13 protein-coding genes and 1 pseudogene are annotated in these 18983 nt (G+C 36.6%); 4 read left to right on the top strand and 10 right to left on the bottom strand.

The annotated features are described in order from the left end of the window. Positions 1-161: 161 nt before the first annotated feature. Complete coding sequence (locus F935_RS10140) at positions 162-977, bottom strand: alpha/beta fold hydrolase (RefSeq protein ID WP_016138851.1); 816 nt, start codon at positions 975-977, stop codon at positions 162-164. A 479-nt stretch (positions 978-1456) separates the two neighbouring features. Between F935_RS10140 and F935_RS10135 the strand changes: the two genes are divergently transcribed. The 4 genes and pseudogenes from F935_RS10135 to F935_RS19070 form a co-directional block, all read left to right on the top strand. Next, positions 1457-3205, top strand: coding sequence for an FAD-dependent oxidoreductase (locus F935_RS10135; protein ID WP_016138850.1), 1749 nt, complete (start codon positions 1457-1459; stop codon positions 3203-3205). Positions 3206-3710: 505 nt separating this feature from the next. Then, positions 3711-8117 carry an RHS repeat-associated core domain-containing protein gene (locus tag F935_RS10130; RefSeq protein ID WP_228253327.1) on the top strand — a complete coding sequence of 1469 codons (4407 nt, stop codon included), beginning with the start codon at positions 3711-3713 and terminating at the stop codon, positions 8115-8117. Between the two features lie 8 nt (positions 8118-8125). Continuing rightward, a complete protein-coding gene (locus tag F935_RS10125; RefSeq protein ID WP_016138848.1) occupies positions 8126-8638 on the top strand; it encodes an SEL1-like repeat protein in 513 nt (170 codons plus the stop codon). Between the two features lie 68 nt (positions 8639-8706). Further along, positions 8707-8983: pseudogene (locus F935_RS19070) on the top strand (TetR family transcriptional regulator); the annotation flags it as partial. Positions 8984-9092: 109 nt separating this feature from the next. On the opposite strand, the gene F935_RS10115 reads toward F935_RS19070, so the two are convergent. The 9 genes from F935_RS10115 to F935_RS10075 form a co-directional block, all read right to left on the bottom strand. Beyond that, positions 9093-9452 carry a hypothetical protein gene (locus F935_RS10115; RefSeq protein WP_016138847.1) on the bottom strand — a complete coding sequence of 120 codons (360 nt, stop codon included), beginning with the start codon at positions 9450-9452 and terminating at the stop codon, positions 9093-9095. A gap of 375 nt (positions 9453-9827) precedes the next feature. Continuing rightward, positions 9828-11186, bottom strand: a complete 1359-nt coding sequence (locus F935_RS10110) for an amino acid permease (protein ID WP_080645587.1) — start codon at positions 11184-11186, stop codon at positions 9828-9830. Between the two features lie 148 nt (positions 11187-11334). Then, positions 11335-12780, bottom strand: coding sequence for an NAD(P)/FAD-dependent oxidoreductase (locus F935_RS10105; RefSeq protein WP_016138845.1), 1446 nt, complete (start codon positions 12778-12780; stop codon positions 11335-11337). A gap of 18 nt (positions 12781-12798) precedes the next feature. Next, on the bottom strand, positions 12799-14130 hold the full coding sequence (locus F935_RS10100; protein WP_016138844.1) for an APC family permease: 1332 nt from the start codon (positions 14128-14130) through the stop codon (positions 12799-12801). Between the two features lie 195 nt (positions 14131-14325). Beyond that, positions 14326-15033: a cache domain-containing protein gene (locus tag F935_RS10095; protein WP_016138843.1), complete on the bottom strand. Its 708-nt coding sequence runs from the start codon at positions 15031-15033 to the stop codon at positions 14326-14328. Positions 15034-15098: 65 nt separating this feature from the next. Next, the gene (locus F935_RS10090; protein ID WP_016138842.1) at positions 15099-15818 is read right to left on the bottom strand and encodes a FadR/GntR family transcriptional regulator; all 720 of its coding nucleotides are present in this window, start codon (positions 15816-15818) and stop codon (positions 15099-15101) included. A 55-nt stretch (positions 15819-15873) separates the two neighbouring features. Continuing rightward, the gene (locus F935_RS10085) at positions 15874-16644 is read right to left on the bottom strand and encodes a nuclear transport factor 2 family protein (protein ID WP_016138841.1); all 771 of its coding nucleotides are present in this window, start codon (positions 16642-16644) and stop codon (positions 15874-15876) included. Positions 16645-16672: 28 nt separating this feature from the next. Then, positions 16673-18103 carry a gamma-aminobutyraldehyde dehydrogenase gene (locus F935_RS10080; RefSeq protein ID WP_016138840.1) on the bottom strand — a complete coding sequence of 477 codons (1431 nt, stop codon included), beginning with the start codon at positions 18101-18103 and terminating at the stop codon, positions 16673-16675. A gap of 328 nt (positions 18104-18431) precedes the next feature. Further along, the gene (locus tag F935_RS10075; protein ID WP_035366510.1) at positions 18432-18854 is read right to left on the bottom strand and encodes an Lrp/AsnC family transcriptional regulator; all 423 of its coding nucleotides are present in this window, start codon (positions 18852-18854) and stop codon (positions 18432-18434) included. Between the last annotated feature and the right edge of the window lie 129 nt (positions 18855-18983).

Below are 18983 nucleotides of genomic sequence, written 5' to 3'. Positions count from 1 at the left end.
ATTTCTTATTTAAATGAATTTTAAAAGCCTTTTGAACTAAAACGTTTAAGGGGCTTTATTTTTGCGACGATAACAAATTCACCTAACATAGTAGGAGTTGAAAATTCAATCTATTCGCTTTTAACAAGAAGAGGATTTTTGCAGTCCAACCTAATAAATTTTTAAATATTATAATTTTTGATATTTTTTAAGAGGTAATGATCTTTATCTTTCTCAATTATGAAATTAAAGTTAGTTTTTCGCATGGAAATTTTTTTTAAGGTTTGGACTATTTCATAGGGAATGGGGGAGTACTTCGTAATACCATTAATTTCATAAAACCCTTTCGACTTTCCATTATCTGTTTTTATACCATCCCATTCTCCATAAACTATTGTGAGTTCTTTTTTATATTCCATTAAAAAAAGCCAAATTGATGATGAATAAAAGCTATAAGGTTTGGAAATTTCATCCTTAAATTCATTTCCATACATTTTCTTGACTGCTTGATCTGAATATATCGCTGGGCATAATAGAATCAATTGATCAATTTGAAATTTTTTCGCTAAATTGATTGCAAGATAACCGCCTAAACTATATCCAATGACAATATCTACTTTTTTTAAAAGACTGTAAAAAACAAAACTTTCATTTATGTTCTGAGATAAAGATGACTGTGTTTCACTCGTATTATTTAAGCCACTTAAATTGAATGAAAGCGTTCCAATATTTTTACTTCTAAGTAAATTTTCTAAAGGGCTTAAAGAACTTAAATCAGAATTGCCGCCATGTATCAGTAAAGCTATTTTTTGTGGAAAACCATCACAATAATTGAATTTAGCTTCTAATTCATAAGTACCAAAGTCATGTATAAAAAAGAAAGAACTTTCTTTTTCAATAGGGTCATTTTTTAGCTTATGTATTGGAAAATTTGTTAGATTAGAAATTGTATTGGAAAAATATCTATCTACAATCGATATCATATCTTGCTTTTCCATAACTCATAATTCCTATTGATCGTGTTAATAAGATTCGTCTGTATAAAGTACAATTGAAATAATGATTACTTCATAATTTTATTTTAAAAGTATAGCTCATAGGATTTTAATAAATAAAAAAACCGCTTAAAAATAGAAATTGAACCGGGGGACTAGGTCTACCCAAAACATATATTATGTAGGGATTTGCCAATGCTACCAATAAAATCTAAATGTTATATTTATTTTAGACTCTAGATCATTTGGTTTTTAAATTTTCCTTTATTTATTAGAATCTTGAACTGTGAAGATATATCAATTTTTATTAAAAATCTGCTTTATAACTTTTATAGACTTATTTAATACTTAATGTTGTGAAGTTTTTACCTCCATGATCTAAAAGAGTTTTTAGAAGCAATATTATATTCAAAATGGTTATTTTCTTTAAATACACGTAATAACTATTTAGCTGTCAAAAATATGTAAGTAATAGGATAAAAATGTTAGAAACTGATGTTTTAATTGTTGGGAGTGGTCCGGCTGGTTCTTCTGCTGCACTTATGTTAAGTAGTTATGGAATCAGAAATATCATAATAACTAAATATAGATGGCTGGCAAACAGTCCGCGTGCCCATTATATCAGTCAAAGAACTATGGAAATTGTTCGAGATTTAGGGATATCTGATGAAGTAATAGCCAAGGCTGCACCGAAGGAAGTCATGGGAGATGTTGTTTATTGCACATCTTTAACAGGTGATGAAACTGGACGCTTTCCTTATGGAATGAATCATCCAGAAAGAATATCAGAATATGCTAAAGCGAGTCCCTGTGAACAGTGCGATCTTCCTCAACATCTATTTGAACCTATTTTACTTTCAAATGCAGCATCACGAGGGAGTCATCCAAGATTTGATACGGAATACTTATCTCATGTACAAGATGAGGATGGTGTAACAGTCACTGTTTTAGATAGATTAACTAAACAAACATACTTAATTCGTTGTAAGTATTTAATCGGAGCTGATGGGTCGAGCAGCAAAGTCGTAAAAGATTTAGATTTACCTATGGCTGGTAAAATGGGGAAAAATGGCAGTATCAGTATTATTTTTAAAGCCGATTTAACAAAATACGTTTCACATCGACCTGGATACCTGTGGTGGATTATACAACCTGGAGCAAATATTGGAGGAATCGGGTTAGGGTTGTTGCGTATGGTCAGACCTTGGAATGAATGGCAGATTGTTTGGGGGTATGACATTGAAAAAGAAGAACCCTCTCTTACTGATGATGAAGCGATTGCAATTTGCAAGCAGCTTATTGGTGATAACGACATTGAAATAAACATAAGTAGTAAGTCGTTATGGACAGTAAATGAAATGTATGCAGAGCAATATTCGAAAGGGCGAGTTTTCTGCATTGGTGATGCTGTCCATCGTCATCCACCTTCGAATGGTTTAGGTTCAAACTCATCTATTCAAGACGCTTATAACTTATGTTGGAAATTAGCATTTGTATTAAATGGCAAAGCGGGTAGTGGTTTATTAGACAGTTTTAATGAAGAACGAGCACCTGTTGGTGAGCGAATTGTTAAACGAGCAAATCAAAGTGTTAAAGAGTTCTCTACAATATTTTCTGCTTTAGAATTAGATGGAAAGTACAGTACAGAGACGATGCAAGGAAGCATAAATGCCTTAAGCGAAGGTAATGAAAAAGGTGCTGTTAAACGCCGTGATTTAAGATCTGCAATTGAATATAAAGCTTATGAATTTGCTGCCTTAGGAGTAGAAACTAACGTACGGTATTATTCATCTGCAATTATTGGAGGAGAGTCTGCTATTGAAAATAAAATAGATTCTAGTAGAGATGAAGATCTTCATTATTATCCTTCATTTACCTCTGGCCATAAACTTCCTCATGTATGGCTAGTCAAAAATCATAAAAAAATATCAACTTTAGACTTAATCGGAAATGGAAAGTTTACGCTGTTCTGTTGGTTACAAGGTGATAAATGGAAACTTGCTGTAGACAATCTGAATAAACAGCTTAACTTGGATATTAACGTTATACAGGTAGGTCCAAAAAGAGACGTTGAAGACTCTTATGGAGAACTGTCCCGCTCTTGGGGCAATGATGAAAATGCTTGCATCATGATCAGACCAGATGGCTATATTGCTTGGCAAAGCAACAAAATTGAATCGGCGGAAAATGAATTGCACAAAGCCATGTCATCAATACTTAGTTTGAGTTAATTAATTCTGTTTGTACTAGAATTGTGAGTACTCTAGTTTTTAAAAATTATCTGAATTTTAAGAAAACTAGAGTACTCAAGCTTACTATCCTTTTGTACTATTATCAGTTCAAATCTTTGACAGGATTAAAGTAATGATTGATGCAGACTTAGAGTAAATAAATCTTTCTTTATAAGTTATGATGGAAAGATCTTTATTTTTGAAAATATGATTTCTCAGCATTAAAACACTATACTCTATAGGTGCTATAACACATGGTCTACTGCAGTCTTATCCTAGAAGTTAGGGAGTTTGGAGTTGTTTTTAATAATCTTAGTAAGTATTTAAAATAGATTTCTATAATCAAGTTAATGTCATAATAAAAATAATTTATAGGACTTTTAAAAATATTTACTAAAGTTTACAATGTTGTAAGTGTTTTAATTTCTTCATAAAAATGAAAAAAAACTTTTTTGCTTTAATAATGTTTACTGGGGTAGTCTCTTTAAGTTATGCAGGTACATGTATGCAGAACTCAGGGACATCTGAGTGTATATCTCCAATACCACCACATTATACAGGTCCATGGAATTATTCCAGTGCGACTAATATGACGCCACCCGAAGGCCGCTCTACATTAGCTGAAGTTGTACAAGATTTTTTTAAATATGAAGCAAACTCAAATAACTGGGATTTGTCTGAAGTGGGTGCTTATTATATTAAAAGTGAGGATATTTTATCTGTTCTTGACGTACCATTGAATGATCTTCCCTCTTTAGTTCGATTAAATACTTATGGCCCGTATGTCCATAAATCCTCAAATCCAAGTCAAAATTGGACTAATGAATGGGGGTGGGGATTTTATAAACGTAGACCGAAGGTGGGTTGGCAATGTCCTCAAGATTCAGCTAAGGTTGATATAGATTATAAGAAGGTGCCACCATTTTACTGTAGGCCTATATCACCACCTCGGCAATGTTCCTTAAGTGTTGGTAATCCTTGTTCAATTATGACTGGGAATAAATATCAGCGAGAAGTAGATTGGCAATCTCCTACAAGTGATTTTAAGTTTTATCGAACTTTTCAAAGCTTACCTAGTCGAACTGATTCCTCTCCTATTTGGACGCATAATTTCAATAGCCGGTTGGTGATGTATATGCCAAATCCTGACAATGGTGAGAAAATTGATCAATTTGAATATTTAAGAAAAGAAACTCAACCAAATATTAAATATACTTGGGGAGTGCTTGTTGGTGAGGATGGTTCTGAAACTACTTTTAACATTGAAAAAAATGCTACTGAAACTTTATTTAAAATAAATCAAAATAAAAAAATAACAATTAAATCTTTATTTAATAATTGTTGGCAAGTTACTTATCTTGATGAGAAAAAAGAAATCTATAATGAGTATGGTAGACTTATCCGAGTTGAGTATAATAATGGGCAAATTTATGACTTGAGCTATATAAATAATGTATTAAGCCAAGTTGTGGATAGATTTGGGTATGTACTTAAATTTAACTATAATTCCCAAGGTTCAATTGCCTCAGTTACTTTGCCTAATAATAAGCAAATTATCTATAAATATGATGATGCTAATCGTTTAACTAGTGTCACACGGCCAGGTTATGGTACAAAAATATACCACTATAGTGAAAATAGTACTGTAGCGCCCTCAGGTAATTTGAATCTGCTGACAGGAATTACGGATGAAACAGGCAAAAGATACGCTAACTATGCTTATGATGCTCGAGATCGTGGAATATTTACTGAACATGCTGACAATACTCAACGCTATACTTTAATCTATAATAACAGCTCAACTGAGGTAATAGATCCTAATAATACCGAATGGTACTATAGTTATAACTCTGCATCAGACATATCTAAAATTAATTACAAGTTTAGGGGGAATGTTTTACAGCAGCAAAATACTTATGATATTGCAGGCAACGTTACCAAAAAAATTGAAAAAGGTTTAACAACTAATTATACCTATGATCTGTCTCGTAACCTTGAAATCTCTCGCATAGAAGCGGTGGGTACGCCACAAGAAAGAACGATTAATACCACATGGCATAGTGATTTTGCCAAACCAATTCAAATACAAGAAATCTCACAAGGGTTGGTGATTAGAACAACTGCATATACTTATGATGCACAAGGTAATGCTTTAACTAAATCTATTATTGACTCAACTACTCAAGAAACTCGGACTTGGAGTTATGAATACAATAACTTCGGTCAGATGACTAAACAGACAATACCAAATGGGGAAATTACGACATATCAATATGATGGAAAGAAGGGAAATTTGCTAAGCAGTACAGATGCTAATGGTATTGTAACGACATATAGTCAACACAATGCAGATGGGCAGCCTACTCATATTGAAACTAGTACAGGATTAGTCACTGAACTGGTTTATGATGACGCAGGAAGAATAATTCAACGAAAACAAATAATCACGAGTGACAACTTACAACAACAAAATAGTGAAGATGGTTTGAGTTGGTGGCAAATTCTAGTGAATGCCATGTATAACTTATTTGACGAAAATACACCCTATACTGAGTCTGAGCAAAAATATATTGTTGTAGTAAATCCTGTCCCTGCACAGCAAGCAATCAAGAGTTTTGAGTATGACCAACGGGGTTTATTGACTGCTGCGACCATGCCAGATGGGGAACGAATTGAATATATATATGACAGTGCACACCGTTTAACAGAAGTTAAAGACCAATCCGGCAATCGTACAGTTTATACCTTGAATAATAATGGAGACATTATTCAAACCGATGTTTATGGGGTTGCAGGGCAGTTAGAAGCCAAAAGTCAGCAAGTCTATGACAACTTCGGACGATTACAACAAACATTAGGTAATAACCAACAGATTCAAACCCTGTCCTATAATACCTATGACCAACAGGTTAGTGATAAAAATGCCCTCAATCAAAGTTATAGTTATAATTATGATGTGTTGGGCCGTCAAATTAAAGAGACTGATCCACTGAACCAAAGCAGTCAATATGAATACGATGCTTTAGACCAACTTAAAAAAGTCATTGATGCTAAAGGTGGGACTACGACTTATCAATATAACGCCTTTGGTGAGATGACCCAACAAAATAGCCCAGATACAGGCACAAGTACTTACCAATATCAAAACGGCAAACTACTGGAAAAAGTGGATGCTAATCAGCGTAGACATCGATACCAATATGATGCCCAAGGACGAGTTACTTTACAGCAAGATCAATATACTGATGGTACAGATCAATATGAAGATACTAGTTTTGCCTATGGGCAGACAGGTAAAGATCAAGGTAGATTAGCGCAGGCAAATAATAAACGGGCAGAAATATTTTTTAATTATAATGATTTGGGACAGGTTAGGCGGAAAACGATTAAATATTTGACTACGCAGCAAAATGCCGCGCCTGAACTTAAGGTTTATTATGGTTATAGTTTAGGTGGAAAACTTAGTCAGGTAGGATTACCAAGCGGTAATATTGTCAACTATGACTATGATGACAAGGGACAACTAGCTGGAATAAGGCTAAATAATCAGTCATTTATTAGTAATGTTCAATACTCTGCCAATGGTATCAAAGGTTGGACATATAGTCAGGTAGGTGACCAAGTACAATTTCAATATGATTTGGATGGAAGAATTCAAAAGATATTCATGCCAAATGTCTATGAAAAGAACTATAGCTATGATGTTGCAGATCGAATCTTAGCTATTACTGATCCGAACAATAGCAATATTAGCAGTAGCTACACGCATGATGCATTGAGCCGTTTAATTGAACAAAACTTAGCAACCAAAACTTTTAAATATAATTATGATGCTAATAGTAACCGTTTAGTTCGTAATCAAATCGAAAATGGTGTTAATACGACGGAAAATTATGTCATTCAGACAGGCAATAACCATATCAATAGCATTACCCAAGGAAAGAACAGTAGAACATATACCTATTTGGCAACAGGTCAGATCACCAATGATGGGGTAAGAAGTTATGCTTATAATGCACAAGGGCGAAGTGAAGAGATTAGTACTGGGACGAGTAGTAGTTTTAATATTTATGATGCTTTTGGACAACGTATTCAAAAAATTGGTAGTAATGCAGGTAACCAAACCCAAACTTTATTTGTTTATGATGAAAATGGACAGTTACTTGGCGAATACACACCACAAGGTGCCGTGATACGAGAATATATCTGGTTAGAAAATCGTTTAGTGGGCTTAAGAAGTTATCAATATCCAAATGAAATCTTGAGAGTTCATACTGATCATTTAGGTACACCGAGAGCGATCTCTGATAATCACAATCAAATTGTATGGCGTTGGGAAGGTGATCAGTTTGGTGATGTATTACCAACAGGAAATCTCATTTTCCCACTTAGGCATGCAGGACAGTATTATGATGCGGAAGTAGGCTTATTTTACAATTATTTCCGTGATTATGACCCGATCACTGGACGTTATATTGAAAGTGACCCGATAGGTTTAAAGGGTGGATTAAATACTTATGGGTATGTTGGAGCGAATGCTTTATCTTTAGTTGATCCGGAGGGACTGGCGGCAGCAATTCCAGTTCTTGGCTTAGGTGAAACCGTTAATTTAGGTTTGGCTATTAGTTTAATTTATAATATGCCTAATACTTCAGATAATGCTCCTACTGTTGAATGGCCTAAGAAGAAATCAGGGAAATATGTATGTCACTGTAGGGCGCAAGGAACAAATTGTGAAGGGCAACGAGCTTATGGCTCTGGAGTAGGTATAGGAAATACAATAGCTCAAGCTAAAGCAATTGCAGTCAAAGTAGCAGTGTCAAGTTTACCTCAAGGTTTTAGTAATATTCATCATGTTGCTTGTAAGTGTATAACACCAAAAGGCGAGAAAATAACTCCACATAGTAACTGAGATTAAGAATGAATAATCGAAATGAAATTTTGAAAAATTTTCGTGAACACTACAATAGCGATCGTAATATAAGTTTACGCAGGCTTAAAAAAATACTTCAGCCATTAATTAATATTCGCGATCCCGAGGCTTTACTATTATTTAGTATGTTGTTCAGTGGTCGTGAGAGTAATTTTAGAAAGAAGTTATCATTGAAATTAAATGAAGAAGCTGCAAATCTAGGATTTCCACCAGCTATCTCAGCTTTAGCTGAATGGTATTATAATAACGGCGATTTTTCCAAATGCTATCCTTTATATCAACAAGCAGCAAATATGGGTGAACCTCATGCCTTATATGTTTTATCAACTGTTTACAAATTAGGAATAGATGGATTTAAAAAAAATATAGAACGTGCTATTGAATATGAAGAACGTGCAAAAAAAGCTAAAAAATGGGATTTTATTGAGGGATATAATGATAAATTTATTCTATATGAGCCTAATTTAGATGAGAATTTCGATATGGAGGTAAATGCCTAAATTTTAATTTTAGAAATAGTAATATCTAATAATCAAAATTAGATTCTAGGGTATTAGGTGTTGTCTACAGGAAAATTCACTTTTTACATGCCGATTTAGAAGGACTCTATCAGTTACCTTTTAAGGCTATTTTTGAAATTGCGAAAACACATCCAAAGGCGTATCAGACCGTAGTTGACTATAGAAACTGGTCTATTAATGAAATCTATACTTTGCTTTTAACAACCAATGCAAATGCTTCAAAACAAGATGCGCATATGTTTTTATTTGTTTGATGGGGCAATGGTTCCGCTTTTAGATCCAAACAAGCCAGATGAAAGAGAAAAATTATTAGATTATTCTTTATTTCTTTGTGATAGGAAACATAAGGACGAATGGGAAAGGAAAGTAACCAAAGTTGCTTACTTTCCTTATTTCTTAAATAAATTAAACCTGAGCTTAACTTAGATAAATATTACTTCTTTTGCTTAAAGCGATATTTACATTTTAGACAGCGATAATCCTGAAAAATATTTTTATCGATCATCACGCCCGCTTTTTTACCAAAAATATTGCCAACTACACCGCCAGTAATACCTGCGCTAATTGCACCGACAAAAGTTCCTACAGTTCCGCCAACAATCACACCTAAAGGGCCAGCAACAGTACCAATCGCTGCTCCCACAGTGGCGCCAGTGGCTGCACCACCTACAGTGCCTGCCGTTGTGCCAGCAGCTGTTAATAAAACACCGCCAGTTGTTCTAAGTAATTTGTCATGGTCACGTGCTTCAACTTCTGTAGAACCACACTTAGGACATTGCAGAGCTTTTTCCATAAAATTTCCTGTCTTTCATCATTGAGTGACACAGTAGATTGGGCTTGAATCAGAGAGTGGGTAAAACAATACTTATCATTAAGCGCTTTGCCTGATCGATGATTGCAACCATAAACTGGTCTGCTTCGATTTTAGCTGAACATTGACACAAATATTTATAGATCATGTAAACACTTGTACTTTAATAATTATCCCATTAAAAACCAAACTTTAGAATGACTTAGCGTTACATATCCATGTGTCTAGCAGAGAACAATTTAATAATGATGAATAGAATGTGAATGGTTTTTTGAGTAGATTTTCTGAAGTTACTTAGGGAGATGAGCTATTCAAGGATAAAAGGCTTATCCTGTTTGAATAAGCCTTTTTTTAATATTAGAGCGATTTTTTCCAATTTAAAAATTTATATAATCCAAACATAAATACAATCCAAATTGGAATTAAAATAACTGATTTTTCAAAGCCTTGAGTCCACATGATGTATAAAATCATGCCAATAAAAATCAAAACGATATAATTACTTAAAGGTGAAAATAGTGCAGGGAATTTGACAACTTTACCTTCAAGTTTCATGGCACGTTTAAACTTCAAATGGGTAAAACTAATGATTGCCCAGTTTAAAACTAAAGCTGCCACAGCCATGTACATGAGATAGCTTAAAGCTTCTTCTGGGATAAAATAGTTTAGTAATACACAACCAAAAATAAGAATAGAAGAAAAGATAACCGCAGGTGTTGGAACCCCTTGTTTGCTGACTTTTGTAAAAATTTTGGATGCGTGGCCTTGTACTGCTAGACCATATAACATACGACTATTTGCGTACATACCGCTGTTATAAACCGATAGTGCAGCCGTTAAAATAATAAAGTTAAGCAAATGCGCTGCCCAGCCAATACCAAGCTGGCTAAAAATCATCACAAATGGACTTTTATCTAAACCACCGAGGTCAAGCTGATTCCACGGAATAAGCGACATGATAATAGCAAGCGAAGCCACATAGAAAACCAAGATTCGAAAGATGACTTGGTTAATGGCTTGTGGAATGCTTTTTTCAGGATTTTCGGCTTCAGCAGCAGTCATCCCAATCAGTTCAATACCACCAAAAGCAAACATTAAGAAGGCAAGCATATAAAACAGGCCCGAGAACCCATGCGGGAAAAATCCGCCATGCTGCCATAGGTTTGAAAAGCTAGCGATAGAATCGCTACCTGCGGTGAGCAATAAATATAAGCCAAACACGATCATTGCAATAACCGCCGCGACTTTAATAATGGCTAACCAAAACTCAGATTCACCATAAAATTTAACGTTGCCCAAGTTCAAACACGTGACCAAAACAAAGAAAAATAAGGCTGATATCCAAGCAGGAATATGAGGCCACCAGTAATGCACATATTTAGCAACTGCTGTCAGTTCGGTCATCGCGACCAAAATATAGACCACCCAATAGTTCCAGCCCGATAGAAAACCGGGGAATCTTCCCCAATATTTTTGTGCAAAGTAACTAAAGGAACCGACCACAGGTTCTTCTACGATCATTTCACCCATTTGGCGCATAATTAAAAATGCGACCAAACCGACAATGGCATAACCTAAAATAATAGAAGGACCAGCAGACTGGATGACTTGTGCAGAGCCTAAAAATAAACCTGTCCCGACAGCGCCACCCATAGCGATTAGCTGGATGTGGCGATTTTTAAGTCCGCGTTTTAATTGGGAAGATGAGTTGCTCAAAATATATGCGCTGAATAAAAAAGCTGATGCTATTGTAATAGATTGGTTAGGGATAACCTAATTTGAAAAGGATTTTACTCAGTTAAATAAAAAAGGATTCGCACAGCCCTATACGAATCCTTTTTTAGAAAAATGAAGTTTTTCTAAATTAGAAAGACACCATTTTGCCCGGGTTAATCATTGCACCGATGCCATACATACTTTTTGCGAGTGGAATAACAACGGGAGCAAGGGTACGACCAAACATAATATTTTGATGGTCAATTTTAGATAACATTTCGAAGTCATTAGATTGCCCAACAAAGTCATTTGCAATGGCTTTACCAATGCGTACCGTCTGTGCAACGCCGTGACCACTCCAGCCGTGAACAGCATAAATTGGGAATTTATTACCAAACTTACGGCTATCGACAGCACCATTTACGGTTAAATCAGTGGTACCACTCCAGACAAAATCCATCTCTAGATTTTTAATTTGAGGGAAAACCGTATGAATTCGATGTTCTAGATAATTTAAAGTTTTCTCTGGTCCCCAACATGTTCCTGTGCCTTGGCCACCAAACAGTAAGCGGTTGTTAAACACGGGACGGTAGTAATCAATCTGGAACTGAGTGTCATAAACAGGATGCCCAAATGGCAAAAGCTCTTTTGTATCAAGCTCTAGTGGGGCAGTCGTTGCAACATAGGTGTAAAACGGAATAGTAGTATTGTTTTGCTCTGATAAAAGTTTAAATGAAGCATGGTGTACCGCCAACACCACAGACTTTTTAGCTTTCACAACAGCATTTGTTGTTTGAACATAAATACCATCTGCTTTTTCTTCTATTGAAATGACTTCTGTTTGTTCATAAACAGTACCGCCATTTTGGCAAAAGCCATAAATTAAGCCACGGTTCAAAGCTAAAGGATGAATCTGTCCGCCTAACTCATCAATTAAACCACCCGTATAGTAGTCCGACTTAATAAAGTCCATGAGTTCGTGTTTACCTACAATGCGCGTATGGTCTTCACCTAAATATTTTCGGGCATCGGCGCCTTGTGTTAAACCAACTAAATGCCCTTCATGAACGGCGGCAGTAATGTGACCATGTTTTCGGTCAAAGTTGAGCTGGTATTTTTCTGAGATATCATCAATCAGTTGCATCGCTTCTGTGGAGGTAAAAAGCCAGAGTTTTTTTGCATCTTCATAGCTTAAGCGGTCGGCCATTTCTTGAGCTTCCCAGCGAGCTAAACCGGGGGTAAGTTGTCCGCCATTTCGACCAGAAGCGGCACTACCAATGCGATTTTTTTCTAATAAGACCGTATCTACGCCTTGTTCAGCTAAATGTAATGCACTTGATGAACCTAATAAGCCACCGCCAATAACCACCACATCGCATTCAATATCAGCTTGTAAACTGTCAAATGTATGCCAATCAGAAAGTGAGCTTTCATAGTAGTTCGCTGGATTATCTACGGCTGCCTCTTCTACATTTGTTGTGTCAAATTTTGCATGTTTTGGATTTAACCAGCTCCACTCTTTGCCCACTTGTAGAGATTTACTTGGTTTATATTGCACGTCTTTTAAAAGTTGCGGTTTAGAAATAATATTCATGACAAAGTTCCTTAAAAATTAATAAGCATTACTAATTGCAATACTTTGTTTTTTAATCGTTTTATAGATAAATAAAAGAATACCTAGCGATAACCAGAAACATCCGAAAGTGAGTGAAGATGAATCAAGGTTAAGCCAGAGGCAAATAATGCTGATGACTGAGATAAATGGTAAAAAGAGATTTAGAAATTTATTTTTAAACCCAGAGCGCTGTTTATCTTTAATATAAAACTTCATAAAAACTGAGAAATTTACAGCTGTAAAAGCGACTAGTGCACCAAAGCTAATGAGGCTTACGACTTGTGCTAAATCTAGAAAAACCGCGGACATTGAAATAAGACCAACAAATAAAACCGAAAAAAATGGTGTACCTAAGGAGATGTGAATTGTCCCAAAATACTTTTTAGGGAAAATATTATCGGTGCCCATTATATACAGTAAACGCGAAGCGCTGGCATGTGAGGCAAGGCCAGAGGCGACTGTGTTCATAATTTGTCCGCATAAGAATACGGATTGGAAGAATGCACCACCGACATACAGTACAATTTCAGGCAGTGCTTCAGTAGGGTGCTGGAAGCGCAGATTATTTGGAAAATAAAGTTGAATAAACCAAGCGGCTGTAAAGAAAATGAACCCACCAACCAGTGTTGTTAACATGACTGCTCTGGGAATATTTTTAGTAGGTTGTTTGGTTTCATTTGAGAGTGTGGTAACCGCATCAAAGCCCAAAAATGAAAAGCACAAAACTGAGGCACCCGCAACGAGCGGTAGTATAGATTGCTGCTCATGCCAGAGTGGGGCCAACGTAAGCACATGCTCATAACCTTGAGTCGAGCCAATACCCTGAATCACTAAATAAACAAAAATGACCATGAGTATGATGGGTGCAAATACAAACACGAGACTTAAATTGGCGAGTAACCGAATGCGGAAACAATTTACTAAAGTGACTAGACCCGCCGATACAAACACCCAAAACCAATAAGGCAGACTTGGAATAAGGGCTGTGAGATAAATTGCAGCTAGCAAAACATTAATGAGGGGTAATAATAAATAATCGAGTAGAGAACACCAGCCGACAAAGAAACCGCTTTTAGGTCCTAAACTTTCAGCTGTGTAGCTATATGCTGAGCCTGATTTTTCTGAATTTTTGCTGAATCTTGCATAGCTCCAAGCGGTGAGTAGCATGGCACCAAGTGCGAGTAAATATGCGAGTGGTACATGTCCATTGGTAATGCCAGAGACAATACCGAAAGTATCAAACACCGTCATGGGCGTCATGTAGGCAATACCAATAATCGTGACTTGCCAAAGAGACAGTTTTTTTAAGGAAGACGTTTTATTTTCCATGTCATTTCAACCTCAAATTTCGTTGTTTTGCTTTTCATCCGGAAAAGCGATGCTATTTTTGAGCCAAAAATTCCCCTAGACCTGAATAAACACGTCTATCTGGAGAAAGTTTGTACAAAAGCTAGGGCTTAAGGTGCTGTTTCGCCTTGGTGATGCTCTAAAGTAAGATCAAATATTTATATCTTTGACTTCGCTCTAGATCACGACCAGTTGGAAAGATTGACACGGTCGTGAGAGAACCTGCTCGGGTTTTTGACCTTTAAATAATGTGCCTGTTCTGATGGTGACGTCATTTGAAGTAATGACTCGAGAAGAATCGTTGATGACGATTGCTTTTTGTTTGATGTTTTTCAGCTTCGGCATGAGTAGTTTTTCGAGTGCTGAAACTAAAATGTCGGTGGCAATTACACCGATAAATTGATCACGAATCATGACCGGATGGGCAAGAGTGATGGTATATGCACCATTACAGATATAGTCGACGTAAGGCCCATGGATGCACGGACTTTTATTTTGAGCAGGTTTATGGAACCATTCAAAAGAGCGAAAATCTAAAAATCGCTGAGCATTTTGATAGTTTTCAAGTTTGGCTTGTTGTAACTGATCTTCTTTTTTATACCACCATTCTAGTGTCCAATAATCTTGTTCTTCTTGCGTTGCAGGGCTATAACTTGCAAAGCCAATACCTTGACTGTAATGGCTTTCTTGTAAGGCCTTTTTAATTTCTTTTTGCAATGCTGAACGTTCTGAACCTGAAAGCTTAACGTCTTTTGTTTTTTCAGGTTCATGTTTGGATAGTATTTTGCTCGCTTTGGTTGCCAGATTTTCTGTAATGGCTGTCGTTTCCTCAACCACCGTCTTTAACAAATTTTGAAGCTCTTCTATATCTAAATGTTGGGTCATTCCTATAACTCCTAAAATTCCGTATTTCTCACTCGATATTTGATAAGCGCTCTGTTTTATTATTTTTATTCGATAGATAACTTATATCGAAGCATTTGATCCGTTAGCATCGAAATTATTTTTCGTGCTTGAATAACAGCATCATCTTCATTGGCTTGAACAAAAGATGATAAAAGTTGGTGGTATTGCACAACGACCAGTTGATGAAATTGATCATCTTGGTAAAGCACAGCAATGAGCGGTGCCCATTCGGCTTGTATGGTTAACTCTTGATTTGCCAGTCGAGCTGATTGAGCAAAAGAGGTGAGGGTCAGCAAACAACGTAAATCAAGTTGCGCTCGTGTGTCTGCTTCAACGGCCTGTTCAAATTGTTCAATAAGCTCTTTGATTTTGTTTAGTTCATATTCGGTGGTTCTTTGTGCTGCCAAATATGCACCATGGCTTAAAATTGCACTATGAAACTCACCTAAATCAGCCAGATATTCATTTGAAGCTTGACGTAGAGGATGCTTGTTTAAGAGTAAATCGGAAGGTAACTCGCAAACAAAGCTTCCGCCGTTTCGCCCGCGTCGTGTATCAATCAGACCCTTTACGCGTAAAGTATTTAACGCTTCACGAACGGTAATGGGTGACACTCCCATTAAGCGAGCTAGATCCGCCTCGTTAGGAAGTTGTTCATTGCTTTTGAGCAATCCAGAGATAATTGCATTTTCCAAGCGTTCTACAACTTGTTCCGATCGAGTTGCCTGAGCGATAGGTGCAAAAATTATCGTATATGCTGACATGGCGAATTCTCTAAAAGCTAAGTCAGTGACTTAGCTTAATGAAACGGATAAATGATTAAAACACGCCATATTGATGGACTGCCTGTTCATCTTCAGGCACAGCTGGTATTGCATCCCAAAGTTCAACAATTTTGCCGTTATCTACACGCCACAGTTCAAAATAGGCATGTCGATTTCCAGCAATATTTCCTTCGGAATGTGTCAATACAAATTGACCATCAGCAATGGAGCGATGAGTTTTGGAGTATACCAAACCTTGTCCTTCATTACGGATATTGTTCAAAAAATCAATGACTGCCTTAACACCATCACCAATATCTGGACTATGTTGAATGAACTGATCGTTGTGGGTGTATTCTTTAAATGCTTCGTAATTGCCATCAATTAATGATTTCTTAAAGAAAGAGGTCACAATCTTACGATTCTTCTCCGAATCATGGTGAGTCACGATTTCGGTTGGACCATCTAATTGTGTTCGACCACTTATATTCGGCGTTGCTTCTGCTACCAGTCCATCCCAATGTTCCACAATTTTGCCATCTTTCACTCGGTAAATATCAAAACCAACTAAAGGGTTTTCATCTAATCCCTGAAAGCGGCCATGAATTGCGACCAAGTCACCATCTGCCAATACACGCACAGCTTCATGTTGCATGTCGGGGCAGTCTTCTACAAGTTGGCGAAGACCTGAAACACCATTTGCAACCAGTGGTGAGTGCTCTATAAAATCTTCAGAAAAATAACGATCCAAAGCAGTAGTGTCGTGCAAATTAAATAGCTCGTGATGGGCTTTAGTCACCAAGTCTTTCATTTCTTGTTTATTCATTTTGATCTCCTTTCACAACTCATTGTTATTATTCGTTTGAACTCATCACATGTTTAACACGGGTATATTCTTCAAAACCGTAGCCAGATAAATCTTTACCATAACCTGACTTTTTGAAGCCGCCGTGTGGCATTTCTGCGGTGAGAGGAATATGGGTGTTGATCCAAACTGTACCGAAATCGAGTTCACGAGACAGACGAGTTGCGCGGGCGTGATCTGTGGTCCAAACACTTGAAGCTAGGCCATATTCAATATCGTTGGCTTTTTCAATTGCATCATTTTCATCGGTAAATTTTTGAACGGTAATCACTGGTCCAAAAATTTCATTCTGAATGGCTTCATCGTGTTGTTTTAAGCCACTAATAACAGTTGGTTCAAAATAGAAGCCTGGGCGGTCTGCCTGTTTTCCGCCTGTTTCAACTTTGGCGTGAGCAGGCAAGTTGTCAATAAAGGCTTTAACATTTTTTAATTGGTTAGCATTGTTGAGTGGACCATAAAGTGCATCTTGATCATCGGGTTCACCAAAACGGGTATTTTTTGCAGCTTCAACTAATTTGCCTAAAAACTCATCATGAACTGCTTCAGCCACAATCACGCGTGTTGCCGCAGTACAGTCTTGGCCTGCGTTGAAATAGCCGGTTAATGCAATCATTTCAACTGCTTTATCGATGTCCGCATCTTCAAAAACCACGACAGGTGCTTTACCACCAAGCTCAAGGTGAGCTTTTGCTAAATTTGCAGCGGCAGAAGCTGCAACTTGTAATCCGGCACGAACCGAACCTGTAATAGAAACAAGTGCAGGGGTTTTATGGGATACAACTTTTGAACCTACCTGAGCTTGGCCTAACACCACGTTAAATGCACCTTTAGGGAAAAAAGGTGCAGCAATTTCTGCCAGTAAAAGGGTGCTTTCTGGTGTTGTGTCACTTGGTTTAAGTACCACTGTGTTACCCGCAGCCAAAGCAGGAGCAATTTTCCACACAGCCATCATGAGTGGATAGTTCCAAGGCGTAACTTGACCAACTACACCAACTGGTTCGCGGCGAATAGAAGAGGTTAGGCCTTCTAAATATTCACCTGAAGCTGTGCCATTAAGTAAACGGGCAGCACCTGCAAAGAAACGAACCTGATCTGCCGATGCACCTACTTCTTCAGATGCAATTAAGTGTTTTAACTGACCCGTATTACGACTCTGAGCCTCAATTAAACGCTCCGCATTTGCTTCAATAGCATCTGCCAAATTCAGTAATGCTTTTTGACGAGTTGAAGGTGTGCTGCGTCCCCAAATTTTAAATGCTTCTTTTGCAGCAGCATAAGCTGCATCAACTTCTGCCTCAGTTGCATTTGGTGATTGTGCATAAACTTCACCAGTCACTGGGCTGACTAAGTCGAAATAATCATTTCCTTTGCTAGCAACATATTCGCCGTTAATAAAGTGTTTTAGTTGAGTTTTAGCCATTTTTATACCTTGTCCTTAGGTTTTTAACATATAACATATAATACTATATGTATTATGTTTTAAATTTTCTGTCAAATGCTTTAATAAGAGGAGTGAGTGAAAAAAGTTGGAATTTAAATCAAATTAGATTTTAAGTTTTTGATTTTATTGTTTTAAAAAATTAAAAATTTATTGAATATTTTTAGAGCAGGCTCATCGTTGTACTAATTCAGTAGATTTGATGAAAGACAATAGAGGAATTTTGCTAATCGAGAGCAGCTTGATGAGCCAAACCTTGTGTTTAGCTCATCAATTTCGAGTTCTTATTAATTGAAATTAAAGTGAATTATCAGGTTTTATGACTCGCAAGCAGAATGCTGGTTTCACTGTTATAAATACCTGAAATATTCCTAATTCTTTCTAAAACTTTGTCGAAGTTTTCTAAGGTGTCAGAGCGTAGCTCGACCAAAATGTCCCATTTGCCATTGGTTTTATGTAGACATTCCACGGCACTTTCTAGGCGTAATTCTTTAATCACAGACTGTGCTTTAGTGCCTTCAACCATAATGCTCATCCACGCACGGATGACATTCCGTTCAGCATTAGGTTTAAACCGTACCGTATATCCGGTAATGATGCCCGAAGACTCCAAATACTCGATTTTCTTTTTGACGGTTGCGCGTGAAACGTGAACTTTTTCGGCTAACTCGGTAACAGACATCCGTGCGTTATCTTTAAGTAAACCTAAAATAATTTGATCAATGTTATCCATATTGTAATTGTCAATTATCAGATTGGTAAAAAATAATTCATTTTTGACTGAATTACAAATTTTGTGAATCAATTTGATTTTGAATAATAGGGTCATCAGCTAACCCTCATAATTTTAATTTAATGGACT

Source organism: Acinetobacter calcoaceticus ANC 3811 (genome assembly GCF_000399665.1).
GTDB classification, from domain to species: domain Bacteria; phylum Pseudomonadota; class Gammaproteobacteria; order Pseudomonadales; family Moraxellaceae; genus Acinetobacter; species Acinetobacter calcoaceticus_B.
Note: the sequence above shows the minus strand (reverse complement) of the source record. Positions and strands in the feature narration are given on the sequence as shown.

Coding starts and splice junctions, on each gene's coding strand:
- F935_RS10140 (WP_016138851.1), bottom strand. CDS start 977: ATGGAAAAGCAAGATATGATATCGATTGTAGATAGATATTTTTCCAAT.
- F935_RS10135 (WP_016138850.1), top strand. CDS start 1,457: ATGTTAGAAACTGATGTTTTAATTGTTGGGAGTGGTCCGGCTGGTTCT.
- F935_RS10130 (WP_228253327.1), top strand. CDS start 3,711: ATGCAGAACTCAGGGACATCTGAGTGTATATCTCCAATACCACCACAT.
- F935_RS10125 (WP_016138848.1), top strand. CDS start 8,126: ATGAATAATCGAAATGAAATTTTGAAAAATTTTCGTGAACACTACAAT.
- F935_RS10115 (WP_016138847.1), bottom strand. CDS start 9,452: ATGGAAAAAGCTCTGCAATGTCCTAAGTGTGGTTCTACAGAAGTTGAA.
- F935_RS10105 (WP_016138845.1), bottom strand. CDS start 12,780: ATGAATATTATTTCTAAACCGCAACTTTTAAAAGACGTGCAATATAAA.
- F935_RS10100 (WP_016138844.1), bottom strand. CDS start 14,130: ATGGAAAATAAAACGTCTTCCTTAAAAAAACTGTCTCTTTGGCAAGTC.
- F935_RS10095 (WP_016138843.1), bottom strand. CDS start 15,033: ATGACCCAACATTTAGATATAGAAGAGCTTCAAAATTTGTTAAAGACG.
- F935_RS10090 (WP_016138842.1), bottom strand. CDS start 15,818: ATGTCAGCATATACGATAATTTTTGCACCTATCGCTCAGGCAACTCGA.
- F935_RS10085 (WP_016138841.1), bottom strand. CDS start 16,644: ATGAATAAACAAGAAATGAAAGACTTGGTGACTAAAGCCCATCACGAG.
- F935_RS10080 (WP_016138840.1), bottom strand. CDS start 18,103: ATGGCTAAAACTCAACTAAAACACTTTATTAACGGCGAATATGTTGCT.
- F935_RS10075 (WP_035366510.1), bottom strand. CDS start 18,854: ATGGATAACATTGATCAAATTATTTTAGGTTTACTTAAAGATAACGCA.